Annotated in this window: 14 protein-coding genes; 6 read left to right on the top strand and 8 right to left on the bottom strand. The window is 40.0% G+C overall.

The window, feature by feature from the left end:
- Positions 1 to 203: 203 nt before the first annotated feature.
- From yjiA to ABWP91_RS02950, 8 genes are all read right to left on the bottom strand, one after another.
- Positions 204 to 1,172, bottom strand: coding sequence for a GTPase (yjiA, locus tag ABWP91_RS02985; RefSeq protein ID WP_353241963.1), 969 nt, complete (start codon positions 1,170 to 1,172; stop codon positions 204 to 206).
- 39 nt (positions 1,173 to 1,211) lie between these two features.
- On the bottom strand, positions 1,212 to 1,415 hold the full coding sequence (locus ABWP91_RS02980) for a YbdD/YjiX family protein (RefSeq protein ID WP_353241962.1): 204 nt from the start codon (positions 1,413 to 1,415) through the stop codon (positions 1,212 to 1,214).
- Positions 1,416 to 1,516: 101 nt separating this feature from the next.
- Positions 1,517 to 3,670, bottom strand: coding sequence for a carbon starvation CstA family protein (locus tag ABWP91_RS02975; protein WP_353241961.1), 2,154 nt, complete (start codon positions 3,668 to 3,670; stop codon positions 1,517 to 1,519).
- 420 nt (positions 3,671 to 4,090) lie between these two features.
- A complete protein-coding gene (locus ABWP91_RS02970) occupies positions 4,091 to 4,546 on the bottom strand; it encodes a WG repeat-containing protein (RefSeq protein WP_353241960.1) in 456 nt (151 codons plus the stop codon).
- 13 nt (positions 4,547 to 4,559) lie between these two features.
- On the bottom strand, positions 4,560 to 7,103 hold the full coding sequence (locus ABWP91_RS02965; RefSeq protein WP_353241959.1) for an energy transducer TonB family protein: 2,544 nt from the start codon (positions 7,101 to 7,103) through the stop codon (positions 4,560 to 4,562).
- Positions 7,104 to 7,121: 18 nt separating this feature from the next.
- A complete protein-coding gene (locus tag ABWP91_RS02960; protein ID WP_353241958.1) occupies positions 7,122 to 8,558 on the bottom strand; it encodes a DNA-binding protein in 1,437 nt (478 codons plus the stop codon).
- Positions 8,558 to 9,310: a PP2C family serine/threonine-protein phosphatase gene (locus tag ABWP91_RS02955; RefSeq protein ID WP_353241957.1), complete on the bottom strand. Its 753-nt coding sequence runs from the start codon at positions 9,308 to 9,310 to the stop codon at positions 8,558 to 8,560. The genes ABWP91_RS02960 and ABWP91_RS02955 overlap by 1 nt, the downstream gene beginning before the upstream one ends.
- 3 nt (positions 9,311 to 9,313) lie before the next feature.
- Entirely contained in the window at positions 9,314 to 9,994 is a 681-nt protein-coding gene (locus ABWP91_RS02950) for a vWA domain-containing protein (protein ID WP_353241956.1), read from the bottom strand.
- Between the two features lie 807 nt (positions 9,995 to 10,801).
- Between ABWP91_RS02950 and ABWP91_RS02945 the strand changes: the two genes are divergently transcribed.
- From ABWP91_RS02945 to ABWP91_RS02920, 6 genes are all read left to right on the top strand, one after another.
- Positions 10,802 to 11,347: a fimbrial protein gene (locus ABWP91_RS02945; RefSeq protein WP_353241955.1), complete on the top strand. Its 546-nt coding sequence runs from the start codon at positions 10,802 to 10,804 to the stop codon at positions 11,345 to 11,347.
- A 72-nt stretch (positions 11,348 to 11,419) separates the two neighbouring features.
- Positions 11,420 to 12,097 carry a fimbrial biogenesis chaperone gene (locus ABWP91_RS02940; RefSeq protein WP_353241954.1) on the top strand — a complete coding sequence of 226 codons (678 nt, stop codon included), beginning with the start codon at positions 11,420 to 11,422 and terminating at the stop codon, positions 12,095 to 12,097.
- Positions 12,081 to 12,635, top strand: a complete 555-nt coding sequence (locus ABWP91_RS02935) for a fimbrial protein (protein WP_353241953.1) — start codon at positions 12,081 to 12,083, stop codon at positions 12,633 to 12,635. The genes ABWP91_RS02940 and ABWP91_RS02935 overlap by 17 nt, the downstream gene beginning before the upstream one ends.
- Positions 12,636 to 12,640: 5 nt before the next feature.
- Positions 12,641 to 13,186, top strand: a complete 546-nt coding sequence (locus ABWP91_RS02930; protein WP_353241952.1) for a fimbrial protein — start codon at positions 12,641 to 12,643, stop codon at positions 13,184 to 13,186.
- 21 nt (positions 13,187 to 13,207) lie between these two features.
- Complete coding sequence (locus ABWP91_RS02925) at positions 13,208 to 13,936, top strand: fimbrial biogenesis chaperone (RefSeq protein WP_353241951.1); 729 nt, start codon at positions 13,208 to 13,210, stop codon at positions 13,934 to 13,936.
- Positions 13,923 to 14,672, top strand: a complete 750-nt coding sequence (locus ABWP91_RS02920; RefSeq protein ID WP_353241950.1) for a fimbrial biogenesis chaperone — start codon at positions 13,923 to 13,925, stop codon at positions 14,670 to 14,672. The genes ABWP91_RS02925 and ABWP91_RS02920 overlap by 14 nt, the downstream gene beginning before the upstream one ends.
- Positions 14,673 to 14,692 lie beyond the last annotated feature (20 nt).

The following is a 14,692-nucleotide window of genomic DNA, read 5'->3' as shown; positions in this document are numbered from 1 at the left end:
ACTTGTGTATGCTCCTAGGGATTATTTCTTTTGCCGCCTTGCTACGCCGCCAATTCTTCGCCCTTAACGCCGTAGCGTTGTTGGCTACACTCGCCAACCCTAGTCACATACTTGTGTATGCTCCTAGGGATTGACTCTTTTGCCGCCTTGCTACGCCGCTAATGACTTTGAATTTCTTTTTTGAATTTCTTTTTTGAATTGTTCTATTTTGAATTAACTTCTAAGGCTGCAAACTTTTCACGGATAATCTCTTCAGGGAGTTTCACACCGATAAACACTAATACGCTGCGGCGGGTTTCACCGTCTTGCCAATCTGTATCCCAATCGGCACTGTAAAGGCGTTGAACCCCTTGGAATAACAAACGTTTTGGTTCATCTTTGATGGATAAAATGCCTTTGTAACGCAATAAATTATCTGCAAAACCGAGCAGTAGATCTTCCATTACCTGTGAAACTTCCATTAATTCAACAGGGTAGTCAAACTCCACAACGATAGACTCCACTTCATTTTGTTGTTTTGGTGCAAAACGGAAAGTCGGTTTATTCACCTTCAGTTGTGAATCTAATAAAAAACCTTCGATGTCTAATAAAAGCTGTAAGTTAATATCGCCATGAATAACTGGGTAAATTGGCGCTCTGGCATTAATACGTTGTAATCGCTCTAGCAGGGCGTCGTTATCTGGGTTGACGTCAGTTTTTGTTAATAAAATTCGGTCTGCATAGCCGATTTGCGCTTGAGCAATCGCAAAATCATTCAATTGTTTTTCAGCATGAACCGCATCTACCAGCGTAATGATGCCATCCAATAAAAACCGTTCGCATAACACATCATGAGAGAAAAATGTTTGCGTGATAGGGCCGGGGTCTGCCATTCCTGTGCACTCAATCACTAAACGGTCAAAGTCCAACTTGCCACTGTCTAGGCCATCTAATAGGTCTAACAATGCATTTTCCAATTCAGCGGAACGCGAGCAACAGATGCACCCGTTGCTCAATGTGGTGATTTGTGTGGCTCTGTCACCAATAATGGCGTTATCAATGGGAACTTCACCAAATTCATTTTCAATGACTGCAATTTTATGTCCATGTTCTGCATGAAGAATATGGCTAAGGAGCGTTGTTTTACCTGCACCAAGAAAACCGGTTAGGATTGTGACATTAATTGGTTTCATTATTATCCTCTTTGCACCATTGTTTTACTGCAATCATCGTTAACAGCAGCGGAACCCGCCTTTACCACTTCCACCATACCGCGCATCTTGCCTTTCACGAAAAAATTCTTTGTAAGTCATGACGGGCTTATCAGGGTGGTTATCACTCATGTGTTGGACATAAGTATCATAATCAGGAATACCAACTAGCATACGCGCTGCTTGCCCTAAGTATTTACCTGTTTTTCCAAGGTTACCAAACATCTGCCTCTCCAAATACAAATGCCCTACATCATGAACACACAATGTAGGGCTACCGTTCTGTTACCGAGCCACCTTAGCAGCTCGATGGTGTCGAATGGTCACTAATGTGAAGATGAAACTTTCACGCCCTCTTTCGGTACAGGCACATACGGTGTTTCTTTGTCTGTACGTTCTGGATTTTTGTATGCTTTCATGCCCACACGAATACCATAGAAAATGATACCGTAGACAACCACTAAGAATAGGATACTCAGACCCGCATTGGTGTAGTTGTTGATGATAATGTGATTCATGTTAGTGATTTCTTGTGCTGTCAGCTCAGCACCACCTGCCGCGATCTTCTCTTTATAAGATTTAGCTAAGTACAGGAAGCCTTCAAGCTGTGGGTTATCACTGAATAATTTCAGTCCTAACGCCCAAGTGGTACAAATCAATAACCATACCGCAGGTAACACGGTGACCATGATGTATTTACTACGTTTCATCTTAATCAGGACAACCGTACTTAAGATTAACGCAACAGCCGCTAACATTTGGTTCGAGATGCCGAACAGTGGCCATAGGCTCTTAACGCCGCCCAGTGGGTCAACCACACCTTGATACAGTAAGTAACCCCATAAGCCAACACAACCAGCCGTACCAATAATACCTGCAACCAGCGAATCCGTTTTCTTCAAGAATGGAACGAAGTTACCCAGTAAATCTTGCAGCATAAAGCGGCCAGAACGGGTTCCTGCATCCAATGCGGTTAAGATGAACAGCGCTTCAAACAGAATACCAAAGTGATACCAGAAGCCCATATTTGCCGCTGGCATGATTTCGTGGAATACAAATGCAATACCGACGGCTAATGTTGGCGCACCACCCGCACGGTTCAGAACAGACGGTTCACCGATGTCTTTCGCCGTTTGCATGATTTGTTCAGGTGAAATCACAAAGCCCCATGAACTGACCGTTGCCGCTGCGTGAACAGAAACATCTTTCAGCTGAGCCATGATAGCCGCACCATCTGGGCCACCCAGTTCATGCAGGTTAGGCATTGTAATACCTAACGCCGCTGGCGGGGTATTCATGGCAAAGTACAAACCTGGCTCGATAATGGATGCTGCAACCAGCGCCATAATCGCAACGAAAGATTCCATTAACATTGCACCGTAACCGATGTAACGCGCATCTTTTTCGTTTGCTAACAATTTCGGTGTTGTACCCGAAGCAATTAAGGCGTGGAAACCCGATACCGCACCACATGCAATGGTAATGAACAAGAATGGGAACAGTGTACCTTTCCAAACTGGACCTGAACCATCAACAAATTGCGTCACCGCTGGCATTTTTAATTCAGGGTTCAGGATAACGATACCAATCGCTAAACCAACGATAACCCCAATTTTCAAGAAGGTTGCCAGATAATCACGCGGCGCCAAAATCAACCATACAGGTAACAGTGCAGAAACAAATGCATAGCCAACCAGAGCATAAGTGATCGTGGTGTCTTTAAAGGTCAGTGCAGGGCCCCAGTATGGGTCGTGAGCGATAACGCCACCGAACCAAATCGATGCTACCAGCAACACGATACCGATGACGGAAACCTCACCAACACGCCCCGGCCGGAGATATCGCATGTATATCCCCATAAACAAGGCAATTGGTACCGTTGATACCACGGTGAATACACCCCATGGGCTTTCTGCCAAGGCTTTGACGACAATAAGTGCGAGTACCGCGAGGATGATGATCATAATCAGGAAACAACCAAAGAGTGCGAGCGTTCCTGGAATTGGGCCCAGCTCTTCTTTGACGATTTCCCCTAACGATGCACCATTACGGCGAGATGAAATAAACAGCACCATAAAGTCTTGTACCGCACCAGCTAATACAACCCCTGCCAGTAACCACAGCGTACCGGGTAAATACCCTACTTGCGCTGCCAGTACAGGTCCAACTAATGGCCCTGCCCCTGCGATTGCTGCAAAGTGGTGACCAAACAGGACATTTTTATTGGTTGGAACATAGTTTAGACCATCATTATTAATGACAGCTGGAGTCGCACGAGTTTCATCCAGCTTCATCACTTTTTTCGCGATATATAAGCTGTAGTAACGATAAGCAATAAGGTAAACCGCCACCGAGGCGACGACTATCCATAACGCACTAATATTCTCGCCGCGTCTTAGCGCAACAACCCCTAAACAAATTGCGCCGATAATCCCAAGGATCATCCACGGAATGTGCTTTAAAATACCATTTTTGTTCATAGAACACCCTTCTGAGGTAAAACGAACATGCCATTGATTTTGTATTTGCCATCACGCTAGCAACATCGTAGTGCTGCTTGTCATTGATGGTTTTTTAATTGGCAGTGGTTGAACTGTATTAAATCGAAAATTTGAGCTCTGCCATGGTGTCTATGGTAAGAAATTACACTCTGCAAATGACTAAAGTTGCGCTAAGCGGTGCCATACAGAATTAAGCGGTTTGAATTTTGCCGTGAATGGTTTTAAGGAGGGGTTAACAGGGGAAAAACTGTGATCTACATAACAATAACAACTGGTTTTCAATAAGTTAAGTAATATAAATAATATGGCTAAAGTCGATTTAATTGTAAAAAAATATCACGAATATCGTAAAAAACGCCTTAGATACCCTAAAAAGACGTATCTAAGTACGTAGAATCCTTATGGCAGTGTGATTGTTGTCCAATCCCCACCAACCCACCAACTGTGTTCGCCATCCGTTTGCGTTTGACACCCTACGCCAACTTTGGCCTTTCCCTCTTCAAAGGGGTAAGCACAATCATACGTTGCTTCAATAACAACCTTCCCTGTCGTGGCATCCGCAAAGCCAATTTTATCACCTTTACGAATACGGTATACCCCTTCTTGGGCATCATCGGGCCCGTTATCAAAATAGTAAATTTGATAAACCTCTTGGTTATGTTTATCCGCGACAATTAATTTGCCCTCTTCTGACTGGCGCAAACAATACTGAAAAGGCGATTCGGCTTCAAAACAGCGAATTTGGCTTTTTTGGTCATCTACCCATAAGCTGTATTGCTGTTCAATATTTTGTGCAAATAATGGCGTTGAGCAAAATATGGCAAGCATCCCTGCCATTTTAGTTTGATTCATCATATTCCCTATTCCTTTATGGCTGATAATTTAACGAAGCTTCACTGGGTTGGTTAAAAATCACTGGAATTAATAACACTTTATTTTGAGATGCCGAATTAAACCGCCACTGATACGCAGCGAAAATGATGCTATCATCAAAATAATCCACACCACTACTCTTCTGTAACATCACTGAGCTTGGCACACCACCCTTCGGTACATCAATTTTCAAAACCACTTCACCTTGTGTTTTGCCTATCGATTCCTGAGAGATAACAGGTAGCTGTAATGTTTTTTCTTGAATACCAAAAGCGGCCGCATCAACACTCACCGCTATGGGATCTGCAAGGTTTTCATTTCGCATAGGCGAGGTACGAAGGGTTGAAGCAAATGGTATAACCGCTGGCATCACTTTTTTAGCCAAGGCTTTTTGTTCTTCAAACGTTTGGCGATCTTGCTCCGTTGCAGATGCAGGCAATTCACCTTTGCTATATAGCTGTGCCATACGTGCATTAATAATATTTACCCGCTCTTTGGTTTCATCTGGCAAACCAAATAAAAAGAAACGAGATTGCGCTGCCATCAAACGCTGATCCACACTTTTATCCGCGTTATAATGAATTAACGCAAATGCACCTGCTGCCAACTCTGGGTCTTCATCTATCATCGTCACCCCCCAAGCGAACCACGCATCAATACGGTTTGGGTTAATGGTGATAATTTGCAGATAGTGCCCCCGCGCGCTCAACAGTAAGTCACGCCAATGCTGCTCATCATCAACAAAGCCGTCTTTTATTGCAGATGCTTTATTTTCAGTTAACAAGGTTCGCGCTGCATTAAAGTGCATTAATTCCATTCTTGCCGTTGTGCTTAGCACTTCAATATTATTTGGGTGCTTTAACAATAATGTGCGAAGCCTTTGCGTGTTACTTTCCCACGCCTCACCGTTAGACTTAGTGCGGCTATCCGCTTGTCTCAGTGTTGTGCGTATCTCTTTTGAGATCTCCTGCTGCTGCTGGTAATATTCATAAGATGAACTTGAACTACGTGTATATTTAGCAGGGACAGTATTATTCACATAACTCAGAAGCCTTTTAAGCACATACCCAAATGATTCTTCGTTATGCCTTGCTAAAGCCTTACTGGCGCTTTCCACTAAAAGCCCAACTTCTTGCGCGTAATCATCTAAACTTTTCACTGTGCTTTTAAAGCCAACACTCACAAAGTGACGAACAGGTTGCGTTGAAGGGGTAAAGCGTAATTGGCTCACGGCATATTCAGCTGCGGTATCATACTTTTTTACGCCACTGGTGGTGTCGATTAAGGTAAATACAGGCGCACCGTCCTCATTCACATCCACGGCCACAATTGCGGAGACATTATCAACAGTATATTTAACTGAAGGATAACGCACCTCGTTAAGCGAGCTAGCTACAATGGCAGTTCCCTCTGTATTGATCGTCATTTTTCCGGGGTAACGAGGATCACTAAGGTCATAGTACGTGGATAGCTCGACAACCCCATATATCCCTTTAATGGATAATGGCTGTCTTGCTAATACTTGTGTTTGCTCATCCGCAGCTTCTCTAAACCAATCTAATACCTGTATGTTACTTCTTGCCTGTAAGATTAAAAAGTTCTGGCGTTCAGCGGCAGAAAGGTACTGAATTTCTTTCGCGAACATTGCGGCACTTTGCGTATCAAATAACTGAGAAGGGGATTCTGACCATTTATTACTGAGGCTCAGATACTGTGCAAAAATAAGTGCGGCATACGCATTCTTTAAATTCACATCGCTATTATCGACTTGGCTTTTTATTACGCTATATGCAAGCCCTAGCCCTTTCCAATAAGTGGGATTATTCGGCTGTGCGGCAATGGCGCGCATAAAGAAAGTAAGGCTCTCTTCTGCTGCCTCGGTTTGGCGTAATCTAAGTAAGCCGACGGCAAAGGCTAGCCCACCATCTTGTGGTAAAAATTGGCTCGCCTTTTCTAATTGGATGATTTGATCATTTGGCACCGCCGTATTCGCTTGTAACAATGGTTGCCATATTGCACGCATTGCTGCGCTTTGTGGTGCTAATTCGGCAAGTTTATCCATCTTATCGATACGTGCTTGCAACTCATGGTATCGTTCTTCAATTTCTATATTAGCTTCATGGTTATATAAGATCCCTGATAGCACACCACTCACTGCGGTGTTTTGTTCATTCTGAAATAGCTGCCAATCGCGCTGTTCGATAAGTGTTTGCGCCCACCAACGTTGGTTTGATTCAGCACTTAACGGGATATTTAAAAGTGTAATGGCGCTAAATACCACCAGAGTTATAACCGCAGCGCCCCAATATTGCCTCGCTTGAAAGCGAATCGCACCTATCGATAAAGCAATAATAAACACCAACCCAAATAACCACATCACCGTAAGAAATAAATTATCACTGACATTCAAGGCAATTGGCCAAATTAGCCCACCCAGTTCGAATAGTGCAATAAACACGCCATAGCCAAAGAAAAAAGGCAGCGCAGGCGCCGCAAATAAGAACGCCAACGGTAATAAAAGGAGTGGACTTAGTTTCATTTTCAACGTCATCCCTCCTTACGGTTTCTTGGTCAAAATAGACTTGATAGGTAAAAAGAACCCCAGCCAGAAAAATAGGCTCAGACCCAATATGCTGACCAGCGTGATAATGCTCAGCGCCACATCAGACTCAAAGCCCTCCTGCGCCCAATATTGGTAAAAAGCCGTAGGCGATAGTGTTTCTGGTTTCATGTTTTGCGTAATGCTGCTAACAACAAATGCCATCAATAAAGGAATAGCGATGGCAAGAAATGTGTAAATATGCACCCTTTTAATTGCTGCGAACCACGCAGGCGGTGTAAAGGTGATTGGCGGTATGGGTTGTGGGCGAACAATTCGACGAGTTTGAGTTTGGCCTCTAACATGCACTTTTTGTATATTTTGCTGTTGCCGTGTTTTTTGCAGCGCTTCGCTAGCAACTTTTAATTGCCTAACCCGTTCACAAGCGGCACATTTCAACCCAGAAAAATATTGGTGTTCTTTATTTTTGCTGCATACCACCATCTTTTTCTGGCTACGCAACGCGTAAGGGCGTAAACACTGCACCCACTGCGCTGCACTCGGCCTTTGGTCTGGCGCGCCATTAAACGCTTTATCAAATAATTGGCGAATATCATCAGGTAAGAAAGTATGCCCGCTGGTTGGGACCGGGCTAATACCTTGATGCGCCTTTACCCCATAGGCATAATATTTCCCTGCAATTCGGCTGGGTAAATCATTTGGTACTTGATTATGTAAAGGGCGGCCAGAGAATGGATGAATACCAAAATTCAATAATTGAAATAAAATCACCGCTAAGGCAAATCGGTCTTGCTGGGATTCTTGCAATTGGGGCACGCTTTTCGCATTTTGGAATTCAGGGGCAAGGTAATCGACCGTAAATTGCCCCGCCGCAAAACGTTCTTGTTTTCCTTGAATACTAAAACCATCGCAATCTAACATTGATACATATAAGCTTTCCCGATAAAAACGCAAGTTCACGGGTTTCATATCAATAATAAAGTGATTTTGCTGATGAATAGCCTCAACCAATATGGCTAAGTTGGTTGAAAGTTGGATTTTGGCCCCTAATCCAACGGGTAAGTTATTTGCTTTTGCCTGCCTTTCTTGCAAGATATATTCAAGCTCAATGGATGCATTCACATCCAACTCGGGCATGACAAAGCCCACAAACTGTTTTTTCTGGTTAAATAGCTGGCTGATTGGCCACGCGAGCTGGATAACAGGAATTGCCGTATCCGCAATTGGTGGTAAGTTTGGCTTTAACGCTAACATTGCCGATGTTTTTCGGCGGTATAATGTTTTATCAATTTTGTCGTGGTAGAGCTTAGCAACTTGCCCCCTCGCTGATGCAATATGGTAAACACTGCCCGCCCCACCACTTTTAATTAATTTACCCAGCTGGATAACTTGCCCTTGCCCATCGACCAGCTTTATCTTATTGACCCCTGCCATTACATTTCCCTAAATGCCACAAGTAAGGTTTTATCATCCCCTGTAATGGAATACGTCCGAGGGTCATCAAGCGTCCCTTTTAATGCTTCACTGCCTGTATGCTCATCATTTTGCTGTAAAAATCGAGTCACAGGTTCAATGAACGGGAGGTACAGCGCATCACATTGCTTATTCATAGCAAAAGGTTGTACGCCATCAGACATTAAAATAACCCGCTCTATTTTTGCAGTGATAGGTGTAATGCGTAGATGTTCCTGCCAATCAGTTGAGGTTAAAAACCACGTTTGGTTGGCATATTCCCCATTTTCTGGCACCGAAACCGTATCAATACGCTGGCCATCTTGTTGATAAGAAGCGATGCCAGCACCGTCACCTAAATGAAAAAGAAAGCCTTGGCGTTTGCCAATCCATGCAGCGACAAGTGTGCAAGCAAAATCCTTTAATTCCCCCTGCTTATCGCTTGCAAGGGAAACCAGTTGTTCGCGAATAGCACTCAGTGTGCGAAGAATGACAGGTTGTATTTCTTCTATAGTTAAATAGTCAACATCACCAAATTCAGACACCCGCTGGACGAATAACCTTGAAACATAACGTGAGCCTATATCACTATATCGAGCAGAGCCTGCACCATCACACACACAAGCAGCTAAACCATTTGTAGTATGTTCTACAGACCAAGCGTCTTGGCAAGGCTGATTATTTTCCTGATGAGAGCGCCCTTGAACTGATGCGCAATAAATTGACCAGCTCATAGATTACACCGACACTGTTGACCAGCTATCTGTTGAAGGAAGTTGTGCTTGACCGCCTGGCGTCGATTGGGAAACCACTTGCATACTGGCACTTAACCATAAAAACAGTTCTTTAAATTGCAATCCTTTCAATTTTTTTACACCATTCAAGCCTGCAATACTAAATTCCCCCATGACTTGCGCACTTGCCCCATCAACCATAATAGGGAACATCGCCACTTTTTGATCCTTTTGCGCCTGGCGGCAAACTTGTGCTGACTCTTCCCATAAATCTGTCGGCGCACCATCTGACATCAAAAATAACCAAGGGCGCGTATATGCCACACCAGCTTGGCGAAACCGTTGTTTTTCTGCTTCTATTTCATCTAGCGCCACCATAACCGCTTGCCCCGTTGGAGTTGTACCATTAGCTTCTAATATAGGCGCAGTAAAATCCATGGCATCACACCAGTCGCCAATAATAGAGCATTGGTCGTTTCCACCATATTGAATAACCAGTATCCGTACGCGTTTAGCCGCAATCACATCATTTTTGAGTTCTTTCTCGAGTAATTGCAAGCCTGCATTTAATTCGTTAATCGGCTCACCATGCATACTGCCTGAACAATCTAATACCAAGACCAAGGGGGTTCGTTGCTCGCTATTATCAACTAAAGCAACATCAGGAATGATAAGTTGGCTCATAAATTATCCTTATTGTGTTGTGATGAAAATACCAATATACAGAATAGCGCTTGTAATGAAACTAAGAAAAAAAGAGAAATATAAGTATTGAATGAGAATAATCTTAGGAATAGTATTAAGTCATCTCCAATATATTCGCGACAAATACTAAGAATCATCCTACGTATATTACCCTAGATAATTATTAGCATAAAAGAAAGCTCTCTTTAAAAAGTGATTAATATTAATAAAAATATTAATCACGCCTGATTTATACGTGTTTTACTCACATCTATTATTCATTCGTAACATTTACCTTTTTCACTCACCTTAAGTGTTAAAATCGGAGACAAATTATGAATAAATATTATATTTAGCATTTTTGACCCTATAAAAGACAAGATAAGACAAACCAAAGAATAAAACACCAATTAATGCACTTTTATTTAACTTAAGAAAGAGCAAGTAAACATAACCCATTGAAATAAATAAAAAATAACACTTTGAAAACTATCAAAAACCACAATAAAATTATTTTAAGCTTATTTGACAACCAAAATGAGTACAACTAATATTATCCCCGTACTCAGCGAGCGAGAGCTTGCTAATCAATCAAAAATAAATTTTAAAATTAAGTTATCAATAAAGCGTGTTTATTTAATTCAAACTAAAAATAAATAACTCCTGTTATTTATGGACTCTAGTTTAAATAAAAAAACAATCTTTACTTCCGTAAGGGAAAATGAAGACTTAATAATTAGCTCGACAAAATAGATATAATCAATTTTAAACTTTTAAATTAGTTCTCTCACATACTTAGGAATTATTATGAAATTAAATAAACTTGCTTTCATCGGTACTTTAGCTGTTGCAGCTCTTTCTTCACAAGCTTTCGCAGCGACAGATGCAACTGTTAACTTTAATGCTCGCTTAGTTGCAGAAACTTGTGACGTTAATGCTTCAAAAGATTTAGTAAGCTTAGGTACACATAAAACTAAAGGCCTGAGCACTACAGATGCAATCTCTAAAGAAAAATTCTCTTTAGTATTAAACAACTGTACTAAAGCCTACGACGATCAAAACCCACAAGCTGGTTCTATCGCAATCCAAGCTTCTGGTGAAGTATTAACTGGCCACTCTGACATGTTTGCTGATGCTCAAGCATCACAAATCGGTGTTAAATTACAAGCTGAATCAACTGGTAATACCTTAGTTGACCTGAAGCCTAATGATACTACTCCAGTTGATGGCCTGAAAGTTTCTGGTAACGGTGACATCATCGTTCCAATGATTGCAAGCCTGTACGCAACAACTGCTGAAGCAACTGCACAGCAATTAAATGTTCCAGTAACATTCAGCGTTGCATACGACTAATAACGACTTTTAGTTAATTAGCTAGTTGAGCAGGCAGTATTAGTATACTGCCTGCAATAAAGGAAAATAAAAGTGATAAAATTAAAATCCTTACTTCTTATATTACTAACTATTTCATTTGCATCTCAAGCTGGTGTTGGGCTAAGCCAGACACGTATTGTTATTGAAGGAAAAACCAATACGTCTTCAATAACAGCTCGAAATGAAGATGATAAACCTTTTTTAGTTGCTAATTTCATTACACAACAGCTAAGTAGTAAAACAGCATTGGATGGTTATTTTGTTATAACGCCAACTATTTTTAAGCTTGGGCCTAAACAACAAAATATTATCAAAATAAAAGCGATACCAAGCAAATTCCCTAACGATAGGGAATCCATGTACTATTTCCACTCAAGGAATGTACCTGAGTTAGATAAAGGCAGCGATGGTGTAAAAGTAGGTTTAGAGAATGTGATTAAAATTTTCTACCGTCCTGCAAACCTTCCAATGGAGCAATCAGTCGCATTTAGCAATATCAAAACAATGAGCACAGCAAATGGTGTCAAGCTAGTTAATAATTCACCTTATTACATTAACCTAGCAGGCCTATATGTTAATAATAAATATATAAAGCTAAATAAACAGAATAACGTTATTGCACCTTTTTCTGAAATGAGCTACTTAAGCCAAAATAAAAATGGTTCTGTCAAATGGGCTATCATTAATGATCTTGGAGGATATGATGAGTTCCATGGAACTGTTCAGTAAAATAGCACTTGTTTTGGGTATTACTGTATTTTCAAGCCAACTTTTCGCTCAAAATGGCCAAATGCAATTCAAAACAAAAATTATCAAAGGAACTTGTGAATTTGATGATAATAACGACTTAAATAAAAATATTGATTTTAATAAAAATGGCATTTTGGTGGCATCAGATGTTGATAGTAAGCCAATCAACCAGCCTATTCGTACTGAAAGTTTTTCATATACTATTGCATGTAAAAACTTTCCAGCAGGTACAGAAAAATCCGTTAAAATTAAATCTAAATCAGCAGCATCCACTAAATTTGATAATGGCGTTTTTTTTGGATTAAATGATACAACTAAAACGGGTTTTTTACTTGAATCCTGCGATAAAAACAACCAAAATTGTCAGCAGGTTAATGATGAAAGCATTACAACTTTTCCATCAACAACTAGCGATTCAATAGAAATTAATTACAGAGTTAGCCTTGTAAAACGAGATAGTGATGTAACACCAGGCGATTCAAATGCAGCAGTCACTTTTGAATATTATCAGGATTGAGGATCATGACGAAAATAAAACAGGCATTACTGGCTTCTTTAATCATGTCCATCTCATCTTTGTCTATGGCAGATGATGCGAACTCCGTTCGCTATGATTTTTCTGTTTTATTTTTATCAAAAACGTGTGAAATAGATGTTCCTAGTGAAATTATATTCGGTAATCAATCTGGAATTACCACAACTAATGATATAAAGAGTGATAACGTCACTAAACAATTTACCATCGGATTGAAAAATTGCACAACGCCCGATCAAAATACAGCGATTGTCTATATTGCATCAGGGAATACCTTAGCGGGGCGTAATAACATTTTTAATGATAACCCAAATGATGTCATTGGTGTTCAGTTACTTGATAACAATCGAGTTGTAAGTGTTAATGAGAGCGCAAACGCAAAGCCAAGCACAGCTTCAATACTCTGGGATAATATACAAAGCACAAGTGAGACAAAAATAATCAATGCAAAATTGCGTTGTGCAGAAGCTGATTGTGAACCAAATGATGGTGATTTCTCTGCTAAATTAACTATTGGATACTACGCCGATTAATATTAAACAGTGGAAATGAACATGAAAAAGCTTATTAAATCTTTATTAATAACTTTATTAGTATCACAGAACACATTTGCAGCCGTTTCTCTTGATCATTCAAGAATAATTTTTAAACAAAACGATAAAAGTCAGAGTATTACAGCGAACAATACCGCAGATAAAAAATATCTCGTTCAAAGTTTAATATTTACTAATATCGAAACAGAAAATGCTACAAGCGAAAATTTTACGATTATACCACCAATTGTAACATTAAAAGAAAAATCTAATAATGCATTGAAAATTATACCTCAATCATTAAGCAATTTACCAAACGATAGAGAATCTTTGTTTTATCTCATGGTCAATTTCATTCCCGAGACAAAACAAAATAGTGGTAATAATAGTAGTAATCAAGTTGGTACAACGTTTAATTTATCAACAAAGATAGTCATCAAAATGTTTTATCGCCCAAATGGAATTGAAGGGCATGTCAATGAATACATTGATAAACTAACTGCAACACAAATTAATAATAAAATTACGATAAACAACCCGTCACCTTATCATTTTACCTTAGTAAATATAAAGATTGATGGAGTACCTTATAGCAGTGAAAGAGCACCAATGGTTTCACCATTTTCTACTTTTGACTTAAAAACAACAAAAAAAGCCTCAAAAATAGAATGGAGCATCATTAATGATTATGGTGGCGAAACAAAAACCAATCCAATAACTTTGAACGGTACTAAAAATGCTCAAAAATAAATTTCTTTCAGTTTTATTATTAGGCTTATGTTTTTCAAATACCACACTAGCAGATGACTCAACAGGATTTGATTTTACGCTTCAACGTTATGTCTATAAAGAAAGTGATTCAGGTGGAATCAGTGTTGATTTGAAAAATGGAAATAACAGCAGTTATTTAATGGAATCTTGGATAGCAAATACTGACAATGAATCATTGCTACCTAAGGAAAATAAAGAAACAGAAATTGTACCTTTTGTTATTTTACCGCCATTAAAAATGCTAGAAGCAAACACTCAAACATCATGGAATATACGTCGAACAAGCAACAATATTAATAAAGAAGCCATCCCAGATGATAGGGAAAGTCTTTTTTGGATAGGCATTAGAGGGATCCCTAATGAAGATAAAAATAAAAAAGAGAATAGCGTACAGTTAAATATCATACCGAATTTTTATTTTAAATTGCTTTACCGCCCTAAAAAAATTGAAAACCTAAAAATTGATAAGTTAGCAAAAGAGCTCAAAGTCACAAGAAAAAATAACGCATTGATACTAGAAAACCCAACACCTTTTTATTTCACCTTTGAGTATTTAAAGGTTGCGGGGACAAACATAAAAAATGGCGACAGAGAAATAACGCTGTCCCCTTTTTCAACAAAAGAAGTTGCGCTACCTAACAGTAATACTGGAAAAATTGAGTGGCGATTTACAAATGAGTATTTGATGGGGCTAGATAAAGAATCATCAAATTAATTTTTTTTGGAACTTGATTA

Source organism: Providencia sp. (assembly GCF_040396775.1).
Classification (GTDB): Bacteria; Pseudomonadota; Gammaproteobacteria; order Enterobacterales; family Enterobacteriaceae; genus Providencia.
This window is presented reverse-complemented; position numbering and strand designations above follow the sequence as displayed.